This window comes from Streptomyces sp. NPDC085931, from assembly GCF_044540565.1.
GTDB lineage: Bacteria > Actinomycetota > Actinomycetes > Streptomycetales > Streptomycetaceae > Streptomyces.
Genome location: NZ_JBITSK010000002.1, coordinates 160,450 through 177,601, shown reverse-complemented (window position 1 = coordinate 177,601; position 17,152 = coordinate 160,450). Strand labels below are relative to the sequence as shown.

Annotated in this window: 14 protein-coding genes and 1 pseudogene; 9 read left to right on the top strand and 6 right to left on the bottom strand. The window is 71.2% G+C overall.

What is annotated here, in order from left to right:
• Positions 1 to 130 precede the first annotated feature (130 nt).
• Positions 131 to 520 (top strand): annotated as a pseudogene (locus ACIGAN_RS03830) (transposase family protein); the annotation flags it as partial.
• 222 nt (positions 521 to 742) lie between these two features.
• On the opposite strand, the gene ACIGAN_RS03825 reads toward ACIGAN_RS03830, so the two are convergent.
• From ACIGAN_RS03825 to ACIGAN_RS03815, 3 genes are all read right to left on the bottom strand, one after another.
• A complete protein-coding gene (locus tag ACIGAN_RS03825) occupies positions 743 to 1,072 on the bottom strand; it encodes a DUF6422 family protein (protein ID WP_365742594.1) in 330 nt (109 codons plus the stop codon).
• An 18-nt stretch (positions 1,073 to 1,090) separates the two neighbouring features.
• A complete protein-coding gene (locus tag ACIGAN_RS03820) occupies positions 1,091 to 1,420 on the bottom strand; it encodes a DUF6422 family protein (protein WP_365742596.1) in 330 nt (109 codons plus the stop codon).
• 547 nt (positions 1,421 to 1,967) lie between these two features.
• On the bottom strand, positions 1,968 to 2,678 hold the full coding sequence (locus ACIGAN_RS03815) for an HAD family hydrolase (protein WP_365742598.1): 711 nt from the start codon (positions 2,676 to 2,678) through the stop codon (positions 1,968 to 1,970).
• A 395-nt stretch (positions 2,679 to 3,073) separates the two neighbouring features.
• Between ACIGAN_RS03815 and ACIGAN_RS03810 the strand changes: the two genes are divergently transcribed.
• Positions 3,074 to 3,703 (top strand): ScbR family autoregulator-binding transcription factor, encoded by a 630-nt coding sequence (locus ACIGAN_RS03810; protein ID WP_399854679.1) that lies wholly within the window; start codon positions 3,074 to 3,076, stop codon positions 3,701 to 3,703.
• Positions 3,704 to 4,414: 711 nt separating this feature from the next.
• Here the strand turns inward: ACIGAN_RS03810 and ACIGAN_RS03805 are convergent.
• The 3 genes from ACIGAN_RS03805 to ACIGAN_RS03795 form a co-directional block, all read right to left on the bottom strand.
• Positions 4,415 to 4,696, bottom strand: coding sequence for a hypothetical protein (locus ACIGAN_RS03805; RefSeq protein ID WP_365096959.1), 282 nt, complete (start codon positions 4,694 to 4,696; stop codon positions 4,415 to 4,417).
• A 70-nt stretch (positions 4,697 to 4,766) separates the two neighbouring features.
• Complete coding sequence (locus ACIGAN_RS03800) at positions 4,767 to 5,453, bottom strand: response regulator transcription factor (RefSeq protein ID WP_365742603.1); 687 nt, start codon at positions 5,451 to 5,453, stop codon at positions 4,767 to 4,769.
• Positions 5,425 to 6,729: a sensor histidine kinase gene (locus tag ACIGAN_RS03795; protein WP_399854678.1), complete on the bottom strand. Its 1,305-nt coding sequence runs from the start codon at positions 6,727 to 6,729 to the stop codon at positions 5,425 to 5,427. Before ACIGAN_RS03795 ends, ACIGAN_RS03800 begins: the two co-directional genes overlap by 29 nt.
• Positions 6,730 to 7,002: 273 nt before the next feature.
• Between ACIGAN_RS03795 and ACIGAN_RS03790 the strand changes: the two genes are divergently transcribed.
• The 7 genes from ACIGAN_RS03790 to ACIGAN_RS03760 all read left to right on the top strand — a co-directional run bounded on the left by ACIGAN_RS03790 (position 7,003) and on the right by ACIGAN_RS03760 (position 17,121).
• Positions 7,003 to 7,791 carry an ABC transporter ATP-binding protein gene (locus ACIGAN_RS03790; RefSeq protein ID WP_365096966.1) on the top strand — a complete coding sequence of 263 codons (789 nt, stop codon included), beginning with the start codon at positions 7,003 to 7,005 and terminating at the stop codon, positions 7,789 to 7,791.
• Positions 7,791 to 10,367: an FtsX-like permease family protein gene (locus ACIGAN_RS03785; RefSeq protein ID WP_399854677.1), complete on the top strand. Its 2,577-nt coding sequence runs from the start codon at positions 7,791 to 7,793 to the stop codon at positions 10,365 to 10,367. Before ACIGAN_RS03790 ends, ACIGAN_RS03785 begins: the two co-directional genes overlap by 1 nt.
• A gap of 227 nt (positions 10,368 to 10,594) precedes the next feature.
• A complete protein-coding gene (locus ACIGAN_RS03780) occupies positions 10,595 to 11,569 on the top strand; it encodes a LacI family DNA-binding transcriptional regulator (protein ID WP_365096970.1) in 975 nt (324 codons plus the stop codon).
• Positions 11,570 to 11,861: 292 nt separating this feature from the next.
• A complete protein-coding gene (locus ACIGAN_RS03775; RefSeq protein WP_399854676.1) occupies positions 11,862 to 13,217 on the top strand; it encodes an ABC transporter substrate-binding protein in 1,356 nt (451 codons plus the stop codon).
• 66 nt (positions 13,218 to 13,283) lie between these two features.
• Positions 13,284 to 14,195 carry a carbohydrate ABC transporter permease gene (locus ACIGAN_RS03770; RefSeq protein ID WP_399854675.1) on the top strand — a complete coding sequence of 304 codons (912 nt, stop codon included), beginning with the start codon at positions 13,284 to 13,286 and terminating at the stop codon, positions 14,193 to 14,195.
• Entirely contained in the window at positions 14,192 to 15,091 is a 900-nt protein-coding gene (locus ACIGAN_RS03765) for a carbohydrate ABC transporter permease (RefSeq protein ID WP_365742615.1), read from the top strand. The genes ACIGAN_RS03770 and ACIGAN_RS03765 overlap by 4 nt, the downstream gene beginning before the upstream one ends.
• Positions 15,088 to 17,121: a beta-galactosidase gene (locus ACIGAN_RS03760; protein WP_399854674.1), complete on the top strand. Its 2,034-nt coding sequence runs from the start codon at positions 15,088 to 15,090 to the stop codon at positions 17,119 to 17,121. Before ACIGAN_RS03765 ends, ACIGAN_RS03760 begins: the two co-directional genes overlap by 4 nt.
• Positions 17,122 to 17,152: the final 31 nt, after the last annotated feature.

The following is a 17,152-nucleotide window of genomic DNA, read 5'->3' as shown; positions in this document are numbered from 1 at the left end:
TACTCTGCCCGATCCGTTCGCTGATCACGTCAGTGGCGCTCCGACCTCTGGTGGCGTCGCCGTCTCGCCGGCGGCAGGGAGGGCTCGTGAACGTAAGCGCCTTCCGCAGCACAGCGAAATGATCACAGCCATGGCTGCTGTGATCACGGCGTCGGACTCCTCTTGGATAGCCCCGTTCACGGGACTGAGTCCGCGTGTGTTCCGGACTTTGCTCACCCAGCTTCGCCGCGAGGGCGCGGACTCGGTGCGGCCTGGCCGCCCGTGGTCGCTGCCGGTGGAAGACCGGGTTCTGCTGGTTGCCGCCTACTGGCGGACCAACCTCACCCTGCGCCAACTGGTTCCGCTCTTCGGTGTCTCGAAGTCCGCCGCCGACCGGATCATTGACCACATCGGCCCCTTGCTCAGCCTCAAGCAGCGGCAGCGGTTCCGCGAGGGCACTGTGCTCATCGTGGACGGCACCCTGGTACCCACTCGCGACCACAGCATCGCCGAGCGATCCAAGAATTACGGATACTCGACGATCAGCGCATCCGTAACCGGGCTGATCAGTTACGGGACAGCCCTTGGGCAAGGCCGGCGACGGTCCCCCCAGGCCGTCCCGGACCGCCCTCCGACCGGGTTCACGCCATGACCGGACCCCGGCCCTCTCAGGGCCCTGGAGCCGATGCTGTGTGCGCATGCCGGGCGATGTCCTGGCGGGTCAGGGTTGGTGTCGTGCTTGCGGAGCCGTACCGCTCCCTGGTCAGAACACGCCGTGGGTCTCCTTGAGGTGCCCGCATCTGACCCACTGGTCTCCGCCCACACCGCCGTGGTCGGGGAACTCCGTCCGGCAAGGCTCGTCGCCGCCTGAGCCCCTGTAACGTCGGCATCGGCACCAATGCGGGGTCGGCGGAGGCGGCAGCTCTCCGGAGCACGCGAACTCGAGCGAGTGCCGCTCCGCGGGACTCAGCTCCAACCCCGACTCGCGGATCATCGCCGCGGCCTTGTCCTGCGCTTCGATGAGCAGCGCGGCAGCCTCGGCCAGCATCCGCGACTGCTCGTCGGTCCTGTCCTTCCGCTTCGAGTCGGACATCCACGTACTCCTGACCGGTCAGATGTGGGCGTGCTCGGATTCCGTGTGCTCGCATGTCCTGGTAGGCGATCCCGTGCCGAAGTCCGGGCCGGTGAAGTCGATCCAGGTGTTCGGGCAGGGATCCTCGCCGCCCGAGCCGCCGTAGTCGCCGCAGCCGCAGAAGTGTGGGGTCGGCGGGGGGTCCAGTTGGGCCAGGCAAGGGCGGCCCACCCAGTCGCGTTCTTCGGGTGTAAGGTCCGCGCCCGAGGCGCGTACGAGGTCCGCGGCCTTGCGGCGGGCTTCGACGAGCAGGGCGCTCGCCTCAGCCAGGGTCCGGTTCTGGGCTGTCGTCCTGCCATTCCAGTTCACGGCTCCCGTCCTATCAGGAACCGCAGACCGATCTCCCGCAGCGCGCAGGCGTGTCCGTCGGACGGAGGGGGGAACCAGGGGTGCGCTTGCCGGGCGCGCGGGAAGGGGAAGAGGCCCGGGTGTCTGGGCCGGCTGCCTGCGATTCACGACGGGCGAACTGGACGGCCGAGCCGCGCCCCGCTACCGGTTCCGGCGGCCCTCGGCACTTGCCGGCCCCGGGGGAACAGCACATCAGGGGCAGGGCAGGAGCCCGTTGGTTCTCGACGGGGTCGTGGACGGCCGCGATGTCCTGTGACCGCTGGCCGGGGTCGGTGATGCCGACGGCGCGGGGTGAGAGGCGCGACAGCGCGGGGTGAGAGGCGCGACGGACACGGCTCCCATGCCGCTGGGGCAGGTGACCAGTGCCTCAAGAGCACGCGAGTCTGGTGGGTCCCTTTCCTGCCGCGCTCTGCGGCGCAGCGGAGCCTGGTTCCCCCGCACCAGCGTGCCGCCGTCCGTGTCCACCGCGGAGCGCGAGCCCCGGTGGTACCCGGACCTCGGCGGGCTGTCAGGGTTCTTGTGTCCCCCGCGGGCTGCCAAGCGCCTGGGCCCAGGCCAACAGTTCGGGAGCGTCCAACGCCGTTAACCACCCGTCGGCCCGGGTGACGCCGTCGCCCGGTGGCAGGGGGCCGACGCCCAGAACCCGCAGGCCGGCCCGGTGGGCCGCTTCCACACCGGTCAGGGAGTCCTCCACCGCCAGCGCCCGGTGCGCTGGGACACCGCAGAGCCGGGCCGCCACGGTGTAGACGTCGGGGTGCGGCTTGGGGCGTACGCGGTCCCCGGTGTCGGGGACCACGAGGTGCTGGAAGTGCGCGAGCAGACCGGCCCGTTCGAGGCTGCCTTCGACGACGACCCTCGGGCAGTTGCTGGCCACCGCCAGCGGTAACCGGCCGGAGAGCAGCCGTACGAGCCGGGCCGCACCGGGCATCGTCACGGGTTCGTCGGTGACGAGTGCCAGGAAGTGGTCGAGGAGCGCGGCTGTCAGGTCCTCGGCCAGTTCGGGTTTGTGCACGGACTGTGCCATGAGCCGGCCGCAGTCCTCGTAGTGCAGGCCGAGGGCCTGCTCCGCGAACCCGGGCGGTGGCTGGAGTCCGTGCTCCCGGAAGGCTCGCCTGCGAGCCTCCTGCCAGTGGCGTTCGCTGTCCATCAGGGTGCCGTCGCAGTCGAAGACGACGGCTTCGGGCGACCAGTCGAGCAGATCGTGGTCCGAGATGGTCACTGGGGTCTCCCATACCTTGGCGGGTACGCAGGGGGCATTTCCGTGTCCGGAGAAAACGGAAAGATAGTTTCCGCTACGTTATTTCCGTCCAGGCAAATCGGGCAATAACTCTTTTCGGTGACTCGACGGGCGCAGGAAACGGGCGTATGACCGTGCGGCGGTGACAGCCGTGACGCGGCCGCCGCGACCGCCAACGCCACCTGCTCGCCATCCAGTTGGCGCACGCGCTTGGCCGCATGGGGCGCAAGGCGCCATGCGTCCTCTATCACTCGCACGCGCTCGCATTCGAAAGAACTGCGTAATCAGTGCACGAAAGTGCCTGTTCGGACTCCGGGCGTACGCTGGCGCACTAAATTCGTGGTCGGCACGAGAACTGAGCGAGGGCGGACGGTACGTTGCAGGAACGGGCGAAAGCAACCCGCAGATCACTGCTGGAAGCAGCTGCCCAGTTGTTCGCTGAACAGGGATACGCGGCCACCAGCGTCGACGACATAAGCGCAAGGTCGGGCCGGACCAGTGGCGCGGTCTACTTCCACTACTCCGGCAAGGAGGGCATCGCCGTCGCCGTCGTCGAAGACCGGTTCGCCACCTGGTCCCAGCTCGCTGGACGCTACGGAGACGAGAAGGTTTCCCCGCTCGAACGGCTCGTCGCCCTCAGCTACGACATCGCCCATGATCTCGCCCGGGATCCCGTGGCGCGTGCCGGCGCCCGTCTGTGGGCCGAGCGGACCGTCATCAAGACTCCCGTTCCCGACCCCTTCGCGCTGTGGACCGCCGCCGCCACGCGACTGCTCGCGCAGGCCCGGCTGGCAGGGCAGGTCCACGAGCGCGTCCGCCCCGCCCGCACGGCCCGGACCCTGGTGCGCGCGTTCTTCGGCCTGTGCACCCTGACCGAGGCCCTCGAGGGTACGACCGTCCTTGACGACCGCCTGACCGACTGGTGGCACCTGACTTTGCCCTCCCTCCGGCCGCAGCCGTTCCGCGGGGGGTTTCCCGAGCTGCCGGGGCTGCCTCACGTGTGGTGACGGGTGACGAGGATGTGTGTTGGTGTCGTCCGCGGCGCTCGCGGCCGGGGCGAGCAGGAAGCCCGCGCCGAGCAGGACCGTCGCCGGAGCCGGCGTCAGCGCAATCCCGGTCGGGGTGAACGGCCCGTCGCTGCCGAACGGGTCGACTCCGGGAACGGCGTCGACCGCGAGACCGGACCCGACGCAGAAGGCATCACTCGCCAGCGCCGCCGACAGCACCAGGGTGCTGCGCACCACGTGGACCGCCGCGAGTCGCGGAACGCGGGCGCAGTGCGCCGCCACAGACCGCGCGCCGAGAGAGACGGGCCCGGCGGGGCGGTGACACACACCGTGCGCGTCGCGTGCGCCAACGCCGCGACCAGGCCCGCGGCCAGCCGGAGGACGGGCATGGCGCCGACGGCCGGCAGTAACGCCGACGTGGGCTGGGCGAAGTTGGGGCCCTCGGACCGGTCGGCCGCGAGCTTGTCGTGTCATGCCTGCGTGAAGTGGGGTCAGGCCAGGGCGAAGGCCGTCACAGTTGCCGCCAGCCCCGTCCCGTAGGCCGGCACGGCAGTGCCGGGCACGAGCGGCGGCAGGGACCGGCCCTGCCGCCGCAGGGCTCCGAAGGCCGCTCCGAGGCGGTCCGCGGCACCGTCCCCGGTGCGGTTCCGTACCGGTCGGTCCACGGGCCTCACGTCCGACGTTCCGTCCGGATTCCCGCCGTGCGTGCCGTCACCGCTGGAGACGGTCGACCGCCTGCTTGGCCTCCAGCAGGCCGGCCCCGGTGGCCTCGCGGTACTTCTTGATCGCCGGTATGTGCTGTCCGGCGCGCACCAGGGCCGCCACCTCCGCCAGTTCGGGGTCGTCGTCGGGCACGCCGTGGTGCCGCATCAGGAGGTCGAGCCTGTGGTCCAGGCGGGCGATCCGCCGGTCCAGCCGACGGGCCCGGCTCTCGAACGTCGCCATGACCGTCAGTCCGACGAGGACGACGAGCAACCCGATCAGTGTGTGCATGACAGTGCCTTTCCGGTGGGGTGGTACGGGCCGGGAGCGCTCCGGGCACGGCGTGCCCGGGCCTCCGGAATCAGGGCTGTGCGGGTCCGCGGGCCGGGCGCGGCTCCACCAGGCCCGAGTCGTAGGCGAGGACGACCGCCTGCACCCGGTCGCGCAGGCCGAACTTCTCCAGGATGTGCGCGACGTGCGTCTTCACCGTCGTCTCGCCGATGTTCAGCTCCACGGCGATCTCGGAGTTGGACAGTCCGCGCGCCAGGACCCGCAGCACGTCCAGTTCGCGACCGGTCAGCACGTCCAGACGCGGGGGAACCGGGGGAGCGGCGTCCGAGGGGAGGCGGGCGAAGCGCTCCAGCAGGCGCCGGGTGACCCGGGGCGCGAGCACGGCCTCGCCGGCGGCCACCGTTCGGATGGCCGAGACCAGGGAGTCGGCGGGACCGTCCTTGACGAGGAAGCTGCTCGCCCCGGCCCGCAGGGCGTCGACCACATGCTCGTCCAGGTCGAACGTGGTCAGGACGACGACCCGGCTGGGCAGACCGCTCTCGGCGATCAGCCGGGTCGCCTCGACCCCGTCCATCCGCGGCATGCGGATGTCCATGAGGACGATGTCCGGTGACAGCCGCCGGGTCGCCTCGACGGCCTCGTGACCGTCGGCCGCCTCGCCGACGACCTCGATGTCGGGCTCCGCCTCCAGGATGTAGCGGAAGCCGGTCCGGATCATCGGCTGATCGTCAGCCAGCAGGACGCTGATGGATCCCATGGCGCGCACGTTCCCCCTCGTTCGTGATGCCGTCGTCCTCGGGCAGGTCCAGGACGGCGTGGATGCAGTAGCCGCCGCCCGGGCGGTCACCGGTGTGCAGTGTGCCGCCCGTGGCGGCGATGCGCTCCCGCATCCCCAGCAGACCATGACCGGAGCCCTCCGCGGCCACGGGGGGCCCGGCCGCGGCCTGGCCGGTGCCGCCCGGCCCGTCGTCGCAGACGCGGACGTGCAGCCGGCCCGGTTCCTCCTCCCACAGCAGCCGCACCCGGGCGCGGGTGGCGCCGGCGTGCTTGACGGTGTTGGTGAGCGCCTCCTGCACGACTCGGTACACCGTCAGGTGGTAGCCCGCGGGCAGCGCCACCTCCGGGCCCGACACCTCGTAGTCGACGTCCAGGCCGGTGGCCCGCACGGCGTCGACGAGGGCGGGCAGCGCCTCGATGGTCGGCTGGGGCGGTTCCTTCGACGGTGCGCCTTCCGCGTCCTCCTCGGTGCGCAGCACGTCCAGCAGCCGGCGCAGCTCGGTGACGGTGTCCCGGCCCGTCTGCTCGACGGTGGCGTGCAGTTCGTGCGCCTTGTCGGGCGAGCGGTCCTGGATCCGGTCGGCCGCGATCGTCTGCACCACCATCAGGCTCACGTTGTGGGCCACGATGTCGTGCAACTCGCGTGCGATCCGCGCCCGTTCCTGCATCACCGCGGCCCGCGCGTTGGCGGCCTGCTCGCGTTCCAGGGCGGCCGCGCGCTGCATGGCCTCGTCCCGTACGGCCGTCCGGGCCCGGGACAGCCGGCCCAGGGCCCACGCCGCCAGCAGCAGCACCGCGTCGGTCAGCAGTGCCGCGAGCCGGTGTCCCGCCGGTGCGAGGAAGGCCTCCGTCAGCGCGCTCAGCGGAATGAACACGGCCGCGACGAAGGTCGTCACCCTCGGCGAGCCGCGTACGGCCGTCAGGAACACGGCGGTGGCCACGGCCAGGTAGGTGGGACCGATCGACGTGCCCTCGGGGCCGGCGAGCTGCGGGACGTAGGACAGGTGCTGCAGCGTCCCGGCCGCGACCGCCATCACCAGCAGGCCGGCCAGCGGCGCTCGGCGGTGCACGGCCAGGGGGAGCGTGCACAGCAGCACCAGCACGAGCCACCACGCGTCCGGCTGCCGCAGGGACACACTGTCCGGGGGGATTGCCTGCGGCAGGGCGAGGCACGCGGCCGCCGCCAGGACGGCCAGCGTCGCGTCCGTCACCGCGGCGGGCACCTGACGGCCCGCGAGTGACCCCGGTTCTTTCATGCTCCCACGGTAAAGGGCCTGCTCATCCGGCCTGCCCCCTCCGGGGTCGGAATCGTGTGGCCGCCTTCCTCCTCCCGGTCTCCTCCCTGAGGAGGAGACGCGCCCCGCACGAGGTGGCGGTGTACCCGGCGATCTCGTCCCGGCGGCGGAAGCCCCGGCGCGCCTCACCCGCCGGGCGGAGCGGGTGATTCGACGTACCGGCGGAGGTCACGGGCCCCGGACGCCGGTGGACTGGACACATCCCCGCACCCCTCGACGATCCAGAGGCAGCACATGCTCGGAACACGCGGCCGGAACGCCACCCCCGGCGCCCCCATCGGCATCGACCCGTCCCTCACCGCCGTACGCCTGACCCAGGTGACCAAGAAGTACGGCCGCGGGCCGTCGGCGGTCGTCGCACTCGACGACGTCAGCACCGGCCTCCCCGCCGGCGGCTTCACCGCCGTCATGGGCCCCTCCGGCTCCGGCAAGAGCACCTTCCTGCACTGCGCCGCCGGGCTCGACCGGCCGACGTCCGGAACCGTGCAGCTCGGCGGGCAGGATCTCGGCGAGCTGGACGAGAAGCAGCTCACCCGGTTCCGCCGGACCCGCATCGGCTTCGTCTTCCAGGCCTTCAACCTGCTGCCGTCGCTCACCGTCGAGCAGAACGTCACCCTGCCCCTGCGGCTGGCCGGGACGCAGCCGGACCGCGACGCGCTCCACGGCGTCATGGCCGCGGTCGGCCTCACCGGGCTGCTCGGCCGGCGCCCCTCGCAGCTCTCCGGCGGACAGCAGCAGCGGGTCGCCATCGCCCGCGCCCTCGTCACCCGCCCCGAGGTGATCTTCGCGGACGAACCGACCGGCGCGCTCGACCCCGACACGGCCGACGAGATCCTCGCCCTGCTCAGGCAGGCGGTGACCGACCTGCACCAGACCGTGGTGATGGTCACGCACGACCCGGTCGCCGCCCAGCACACCGACCAGGTCCTCTTCCTCGCCGCAGGGCGCGTGGTGAGCCGTGTGGACTCGCCGTCCGCCGCCGAGGTCAAGAGCGTCATGACCGAGCTGCGGAGGACCCGCTGATGCTGCGGATCGCCCTGGCCACCCTGCGCGCCCGCGGCGGGGCTTTCGCCGCCACGTTCACCGCGCTCCTGCTCGGCGCGGCCGTGATCAGCGCGTGCGGCGTCCTGCTGGAATCCGGGCTGCGCTCCGCCCTGCCGCCCGAACGGTACGACAGGGCTCCGCTGATCGTCGCCGGCCGGCAGTCCGTCGACCTCGACGTGAAGTCCGCCGACGGAACCGACTACCGCAGCTCCCAGCCGCTGCTGGAACGCCCGCGCCTCGACGCCTCCCTGGCCCGCGACCTGGCCGCGGTCGACGGGGTCGCGTCCGTGGTGCCCGACCGCCGCGTCACGGTGCGTCTGCTGGCCGCAGGGGGTGCCGTCACCGGCGCCAACGGGTCCCTGCCGCAGGCGCACACCTGGTCGAGCCGCGTTCTCGGAGGCTTCCGTCTCACCGAGGGGAGCGGCCCCAGAGGGGCCCACCAGGCCGTCCTGGACACCCGCCTCGCGGCACGCGCCGGGGTACGGACCGGCGACACCGTCCGGCTCATGACCGCGTCCACGCCGCTCACCTTCCGGGTGGCCGGACTGGTGGCCCTGGACCGGGACCGCACGCCCCGCCAGGCGGTCCTCTACGTCTCCGGAGCCGCGATGCAGCGGCTCGCACCCCACTCCGGTGCCTCCGCCGACGCGTTCGGCGTGTTCACCACGCCCGGCACCGCGCCCGCCACGGTGGCGCCCGCCCTGGAACGGGTGCTGGCCGGACACCACGCGGCCGTGTACACGGGGGACGCACGCGGTGAGGCGGAGTTCACCGACATCGCCGTAGGCGCGGCCAACCTCGTAGGGCTGGCCACCGCCATCGGCGGCAACGTCCTGCTCGTGGCCGTGTTCGTGCTGTGCGCCACCACGTCGCTCGCCGTCCGCCACCGCCGTCGCGAGATGGCCCTGCTGCGCGCGATCGGCACCACGCCCGGGCAGCTGTACCGCATGATCACGGCGGAGTCGGCGGTGGCGGGCCTCGTCGCGGGTGTCCTCGGCTGCCCGCTGGGCGTCGCGGTCGTCCACTGGCTGAGCGGACAGTTCGCCGGACGGGGCCTGGTGCCGCCGGACTTCCGGCCGGTCATCGGCCCGCTCCCGTTCCTCACCGCCGTCGGCGCCACCGTGCTGACCGCGGTGGCGGCGACCTCCGTCGCCGCCCGGCGGGCCGCCCGCGTCCGCCCCACCGAGGCGCTGCGCGAAGCCGCCGCCGAACCGGCGGGCCTCGGCAGGGGCCGCCTGATCACCGGCGGTGTCCTGCTCGTGCTGGCCGTGTCCGCGCTGGGCCTCGGCCTCGGCTACCGCACCGACTTCCTCACCCTCGTCGGACTGGCCAACTCCCTCGTGCTGCTGCTCGTGATCGCCGCCGCGGTCCTCGGACCGCTGATCGCCCGCGCCGCCACGGCCCTCCTCGCACCGCTGATGGACCGGACCGGTGTCACCGGCTGGCTCGCCGCGGTCAACTCGCGTGCCGGGGCCGCCCGGACGGCGGCCGCGATCACCCCCATCGTCCTCGCGGTGTCCTTCGCCGCGACGGTCGTCTTCACCCAGACCACCCAACTGAGCCGGTCCGCCGACGAGATACGCTCCGGCACCGTCGCCGACCACGTGGTCACCGCGCCCGCCGGCATGTCACCGGAGCTCGCGCGCCGGGCCGCCGAACTGCCGGGGGTGACGGCCGCCACCGGTGTGGTCCGCTCCAAGGCGATCGGCGTGGGTTCGCTGCTCGGCACGCAGGAGACCGTCTCGCTGACCGCGCAGGGACTGCGGCCCGCGGCCCTCTCCGCCACCGTCGACCTGGACGAACGGGAAGGAGACCTCTCCGCTCTGGCCCCGGACACGGTCGCCCTCAGCACCACGGCCGCCTCCTGGCTGGGACTGGGTGTCGGCGACCGGGCCCGGCTGTACCTCGGGGACGGTACGCCCTTCACCGGCGAGGTGATCGCCGTCTACGGGCGCGGACTCGGCTTCGCCGACCTCACCTTCGACCACGACCTGCTGCTGTCCCACACCACGGCGGGCCTGGACCAGGCGGTGCTGGTCCGGTCGGCCCCCGGCGCCGGCGGCGACACCGCGCGCGCACTGTCCGCGCTGGCACGGGACTACCCGGGTGCCACGCCGAGCGGCGCACTGGCCGCCGACGCACAGGTGGCGGAACAGCGGGCCGTGGCATGGGTGAACTACGTGGTGGTCGGGGTCATCCTCGCGTACACCGCCCTCACCGTCGTCAACACGCAGGCGATGAACACCGCCTCCCGGCGCAGGGAGTTCGCGCTGCTGAGGCTCACCGGCAGCAGCCGGGCCCAAGTGCTGGGGATGGTGCGGCGGGAGAGCTTCGCGGTGGTGGCGGTCGGAGGGATCCTGGGCACGCTGCTCGCGGTGCCGCCGCTGGCCCTGGTCGCCCTGGCGCTGACGGGCGGACCGGTCCCGGCCGTGCCGCCGCTCGGCTGGCTCGCGATCGTCGGATCGACGGCGCTGCTGGCCATGGCCGGCGCGATGCTGCCCACCCGCCTGATGCTGCGCGTCCGCCCGGTGGACGCGATCGGGACGAGGGAATGACGGAGGGCAGCGTGGCTCGGTGAGGTCATGGGCACATGGCCGCCAGGCGCCGGAACCACCCGACCGGGTCCGGCAGCCAGAGGCCACCAGCCCAGGACCTCCGGGCACCGGCCCCAGGCTCGCGGCCAGCCGTGTTCCCGACATGGAAGCGCTTCCATCGGCACATCTCCCGTGAAGTAGGGTGACGGCGCACGAAGGGAGCGTGAGCAGTGCAAGAGCGGGTCACCATGGCAGACGTCGCCCGTGCGGCCGGAGTCTCCACCGCCACGGTCTCCTACGTCCTGTCCGGCAAACGGGCCGTCGCACCCGGGACGCGGGCGGCGGTCGAGGCCGCCATCTCCGAGCTGGGTTTCACCGTGAACACGGCGGCGCGCACCCTGCGGACAGGCCGGTCCAGCCTGGTGGCGCTGATCGTGCCCGACATCGCCAATCCCTTCTTCGCCCAGCTCGCCGCGACCCTGCAGGAGGAGTTGCGGGGCATGGGCATCCATGTCGTCGTGTGCAACACACGGGCCCGCCGGGACGAGGAGCGCGCGCTGCTGGCCGAGGCGGTGCAACAGCGTTTCGCCGGTGTCGTGATCACGCCCTTCCGGCTGCTGCCCCGTGACATGCAGACGCTGACCGACGCCGGGATTCCCGTGGTGGTCAGTGCCGACGTTCCGTTCGGTCCGGTCGATCTGGTGACGCCCGACGCTCGCATCGCGACGCGGCAGGCTCTGGAGCGCGTGACCGCCGCGCAGCGCCGCCGCATCGCGATGATCGCGGGCCCCCGCGATGCGACGGGCGGTGATCCACGTCTGGAGCTTCTCCGGGCCCTGGCCCGCCAGTTCGGTACCTCCCTGCCGCGGGAACTGGTGATCCGGGGCGAGCACACCCGGGAGGCGGGGGCGGACGGGTTCGCTCAGTTGATGAGCCGGCGCTACCGGCCGGACGCCGTGTTCTGCGCCAACGACGTGATCGCCATCGGTGCCATGGACAAGGCGCGGGAACTGGGTGTCGCCATCCCCGGTGAGGTGGCCCTGGTGGGGCACGACGACGCCTCCTTCGCCTCTTTGGTGCATCCGCAGCTGACGACGATCCGCTACTCCGCCGAGAGCGTCGGCCGGGCCGCCGCCCGGCTCCTCAAGGAACGACTCGACGGCCGCAGCGTGCATCGGGTGGTCCATGTGAAGGCGGAGTTCATCGCGCGGGCCTCGGCCTGAACTGTCGCTCAAATCGGTTCATAGTGGGTGAACTGGCGCCCACATACTTCGGTGAGCCACCGTAGCGTAATCGATTCCGTCTTGCGAGGGCCTGGCGCAAGTCGGCTCCCTGGCTCGATAAAAGGCCAGCTCAGAGGGGTGTTTGGCGCTTTCGGGCCTCGGCTGCAACGGTCACGATGAGGGCTCGATTCTCATCAACGTGTGTCGACACTGTTGACTTCTGTGGATTCCTGTTGTGAAGGTTGCGGCCACCGCTTCTCCGAGGCGGACCCTGAACGCAAGGAGCAACCTCATGGCAACGCGTGATCGCACTTCAGCTCTGCTCAGGCGCTGCGTCGTCGGTGCGACGGTCATGGCCCTCGCCGCGGCCACCGGCTGCGGAGGCGGCGGCGAGGACGACGCCGCGGCGGACACGTCCTGCGAGAAGTCCTCCGGCAAGGTCACCTTGCAGTACTGGTCCTGGGTCCCGGGCATGCAGGAGGCGGTGGACGCGTGGAACAGGAAGAACCCCGACATCCAGGTGAAGCTCAAGACCACGCCCGCGGGCAACGCCGGCACGTACCAGAATCTGTCCAACGCCCTGAAGGCCGGCAAGGCCCCCGACCTCGGTCAGATCGAGTACGACTCACTGGCGAGCTTCCGTCTCAAGGACGGCCTGCGTGACATCTCCTCCTGTCCTGGAGTGGAGGCGGCGGGGGAGAAGTTCGTGGACTGGACCTGGTCACAGGTGGAATTCGGAGCCAACGGGGAGGACGGCGTCTGGGCGGTGCCGCAGGACACCGGTCCCATGGCGCTCTTCTACCGCAAGGACATCTACGACCGGCTCGGGCTCAAGGCGCCGGCCACCTGGGACGAGTACGCCGACCAGGCCCGTGAGTTGAAGCAGGCGGGCAAGTACATCACGCACTTCTCCCAGACCGACCCCAACTGGTTCACCGGCCTGCTGTGGCAGAACAAGGCCACCATGTTCGAGCGCGACGGCGACGCATGGAAGGTCACCGTCGACCGGCCCGAGAGCCGTCAGGTCGCCGACTACTGGCAGAAGATGATCGACGACAAGCTCGTCGCCACCGACCTGCAGGGCTTCTCGCCCGCGCTGTACAAGGCGTGGAACTCCGGCGAAGTGGTCACCTGGATCAGCGCCGCCTGGGGCTACAGCACCATCCGCGACAACGCCAAGTCCACCGACGGCAAGTGGGCCGTGGCGCCGATGCCGCAATGGCAGGCGGGCTCGAAGCAGGCCGGCAACTGGGGCGGCTCCACCACGGCGGTACTCGGCAAGAGCAAGCACCCGGCCGAGGCGGCCGAGTTCGCTCTCTGGCTGAACACCGACCCCGAAGCGCTGGAGATCCTGAACCGCGAGGGCGGGCTCTACCCGGCCGCGAAGGCCGGCCTCGACCTGCCCGCATTGAAGAAGCCGGTCGACTTCTACGGTGGGCAGAAGATCTTCGACGTGTTCGCTCAGGCCTCCGCGAACGTGGACACCGACTTCACGTGGGGCCCGACCATGACCGACACCTACCGCTACCTCAGCGACGGCACCGCCGGGGTGATCGGCGGCAAGAACACCCTCGCCGACGTGCTGAAGCAGACCGACTCCCAGAGCGTCGAATCCCTGCGCAAGCAGTCCCTCGACGTCGCGGACTGACCGGACCTCCTCCCCGTCCTTCCCTGCCGCCCGCGCGGCAGGGATCAGCACCCGCAAAGGCTCTCCGTGACTCCCACCACCGTCCGACCCGGGCCGCGCCGCCGTCCGCGCCGAACCCGCGCGCCCTACGCCTTCCTGGCTCCGTTCCTCATCCCGTTCGTCCTGTTCACCCTCGTGCCGGTCGGCTACGCCTTCTGGCAGAGCCTGCACAAAACCGAACGCACCGGCGGCACCTTCGGCCGCACCCAGTCGGTCTTCGCCGGATTCGAGCAGTACGCCGACATCCTCCAGGCGGACTTCTTCACCGACAGCGTGCTGCGCGTCGCCGGCTTCGCCCTGGTCCAGATCCCGGTCATGCTCGCCCTCGCCCTGTCCCTCGCCCTGCTGCTGGACTCGGCGGTCGCCCGCGCCAAGCGCTTCTTCCGCCTGGTGTACTTCGTGCCGTACGGCATCCCCGGTGTGGTGGCGGCACTGATGTGGGCGTTCCTGTACGACCCCCGCCTGTCGCCCGTCGTGGATCTGCTCGACTCCGCCGGAGCGCGCGTCGACCTGCTCGGTCCCGGCGCCGTCCTGTGGTCCATCGGCAACGTCGTGACCTGGACGTACACCGGCTACAACATGCTGATCCTGTACGCCGCCCTGCAGGCGGTCCCCTCCGACATCGAGGAGGCCGCCCGGATGGACGGAGCCACCGGCTGGACCATCGCCCTGCGCATCAAGCTCCCGATCATCCGGCCGGCCCTCGTCCTCACGGGCGTGTTCTCCATCATCGGCACCTTCCAGCTCTTCACCGAGCCGCAGGTCTTCCGTTCCATCTCCACGAGCGTGACCAGTACCTACACCCCCAACCTCGCCGCCTACTCGCTCGCCTCCGGTGACGACTACAGCGGCGCGGCGGCCCTGTCGGTCATCCTGGCCGCGGTCACGTTCCTGCTGTCCTTCCTCTTCCTCCGCTTCACCGCAAGGAGGCAGGCATGAGCCTCCTCACCCGCACCGCGGGAGCCCACGCGACCTCGGCACCGGCCGGACGCCGCCCCCGGATCAGCGCCTCGACCGTCGTCGCCGTGACCTTCATGGTCCTGGTCGCCTGTTACATGCTGCTGCCGGTCTACTGGCTGCTCATCTCCTCCACCAAGAGCCAGAGCGACCTGGTCACGACCCCGGGCCTGCTGCCCGCTGCGTGGCACCTGGGCGACAACCTGACCTCGCTGTTCTCCCAGCAGGACGGCGTGTTCGCGCGCTGGCTGCTCAACAGCCTGCTGTACGCCGGTGCCGGTGCTGCCGTCGCCACGCTGCTGGCCGCCGCGGCCGGCTACGCCCTGGCCAAGTACGCGTTCCGGGGGCGCGAGCTGGTCTTCTCGATCGTCCTGGGCGGTGTTCTCGTACCGGCGACCGCTCTCGCCCTGCCCCTGTTCCTGCTGTTCGCGCAGGTCGATGCCACGAACACCTTCTGGTCGGTCTTCCTGCCCAGCATCGTCAGCCCGTTCGGCGTCTATCTCTCCCGTATTTTCGCCGCCGCCTCGGTGCCGGACGAGGTGATGGAGGCCGCCCGTATGGACGGGGCGGGCGAGTTCCGCATCTTCCGCACCATCGCCCTGCGGTTGATGGCGCCGGCGCTGGTCACCATCTTCCTGTTCCAGTTCGTCGTCATCTGGAACAACTTCCTGCTGCCGCTGGTGATGCTGCAGGACGACCGTCTCTACCCGGTCACCCTCGGCCTGTTCACCTGGCAGTCGCAGACCAGTCGGCTGCCCGAGTTGCAGACCCTCACCATCGTGGGCGCGTTGATCTCCGTCGTCCCCATCGTCCTCACCTTCCTCCTCCTGCAGCGCTACTGGCGCGCCGGACTCGCCGCCGGAGCCGTGAAGTCGTGAACCACCCCCTGACCGAACTCAACCGGCGGCTCGGCGGCATCGCGTACGGCGGGGACTACAACCCCGAGCAGTGGCCGCGGGAGACGTGGCACGAAGACGTACGCCTGATGCGCGAGGCCGGGGTCAACCTCGTCACCGTGGGAGTGTTCTCCTGGTCGCGCCTCCAGCCCCGGCCCGGCACCTACGACTGGAGCCTGCTCGACGAGGTGCTCGGCCTGCTGCACGAGAACGGCATCGCCGTGGACCTCGCCACCGCGACGGCCGCCCCACCTCCGTGGTTCACCCGCCGGCACCCCGACGCGAGGCCCGTGACCGCCTCGGGCACCCGGCTGTCCCACGGCAGCCGGCAGGTCTTCTGCCCCAGTCACCCGGCCTACGCCGCGGCCGCCGACGCCCTGGTCGCTCAGCTGGCGGCACGCTACGGTGACCACCCCGCCCTCGTGATGTGGCACGTCCACAACGAATGGGGCAACCACAACGCCCTGTGCTACTGCGATGTCAGCGCGAGCGCCTTCCGGACCTGGCTGCGCGAGAGGTATCGCGAGCTGGACACCCTCAACGAGGCGTGGGGGACGGACTTCTGGGGCCAGCGGTACAGCGACTGGGAGGAGATCGACCCGCCGCGTGAGACGACAGCCTTGCGCAACCCCGGGCAGGAACTCGACTACCACCGGTTCTCCTCCGACGCCCTGCTCGACCGTCACCGCGCGGAGGCGGCCCTGCTGCGCCGCTTCGCACCCGGCACGCCCCTGACGACCAATCACCTGGGAACCCTGGAGAAGAAGGTCGACGCCTACGCCTTCGCTCCGGAGTGCGACCTGATCTCCGTGGACCACTATCTCCCCGCCGCCGACCCGGACGGGCACATCGACCTCGCCCTGAACGCCGACATGACCCGGGGCATGGCAGCCGGCCGGCCCTGGCTGCTCATGGAACACTCGACCTCGGCCGTGAACTGGCAACCCGTCAACGTGGCCAAACGCCCGGGGGAGATGCGGCGCAACAGCATGGCGCACCTGGCCCGAGGCGCGGACGGCATCATGTTCTTCCAGTGGAGGCAGTCCCGCGCGGGCGCCGAGAAGTGGCACTCCGCCATGCTGCCCCACGGCGGCACCGACACCCGGATCTGGCGTGAGGTACGGGCGCTCGGAGCAGACCTGGCAAGCCTCGCCGACGTGGTGGGCACACGCGTCCGGGCCGACGTCGCGCTGCTCTTCGACTGGAACAACTGGTGGGCGCTGGAACTGCAGGCCCGCCCCTCGGCCCGCACCCGCTACCTCGACCTGGTGCGCGAGTGGTACGAGGCGCTGTGGGCCCTGAACATCACCTGCGACGTCATCCCACCGGGGCAGGATCTGACGCCGTACAAGGCGGTTCTCGCCCCCAACCTGTACCTCCTCGCCGACGAGCACGCCGACGCCCTCACCCGGTACGTGCGTCAGGGCGGCCATCTCGCCGTCGGCTGCTTCAGTGGGGTGGTGGACGCGCGCGACCAGGTCCGTCCGGGCGGCTACCCGGGCGCACTGCGTGAGGTGCTCGGGCTGCGCGTCGACGAGTACCTGCCGCTCCGGACGGAGGACACGATCCGGTTGAGCGACGGCAGCGTGGCGGTCCAGTGGGCCGAACGCGTCGAGCCGCGCGGATGTACCGCCACGGTGCGCTTCGCGGACGACGCGGGCGGAGGCCCGGCTCGGGGCGGACCCGCCGTCACACGGCATGCCTACGGCGCGGGAACCGGCTGGTACGTGGCCACCAGGGCCTCCGGACCCACCTTGCGGGAAGTGGTCCGGCAGGTCGCCGAGACGGCGGGCCTGCGCTCCGTGGCCGACGTCCCCGAGGGCGTCGAGGCGGTGCGCCGTACCGGGCCCGGAGGATCGTTCCTCTTCCTGATCAATCACACCGACGGCGACGTCGACGTGCCGGTCGGCGGGCTCGGGCTCCTGGACACCGTGAGCGATGGCTCTCACACGAAGATCCCGGCCGGCGGTGTGGCCGTCCTCCGCGAGGAACGGCCGCCGCAGCAGGCCTGACCCGGCAGTCACGTCCCTACCGTGCCCATCC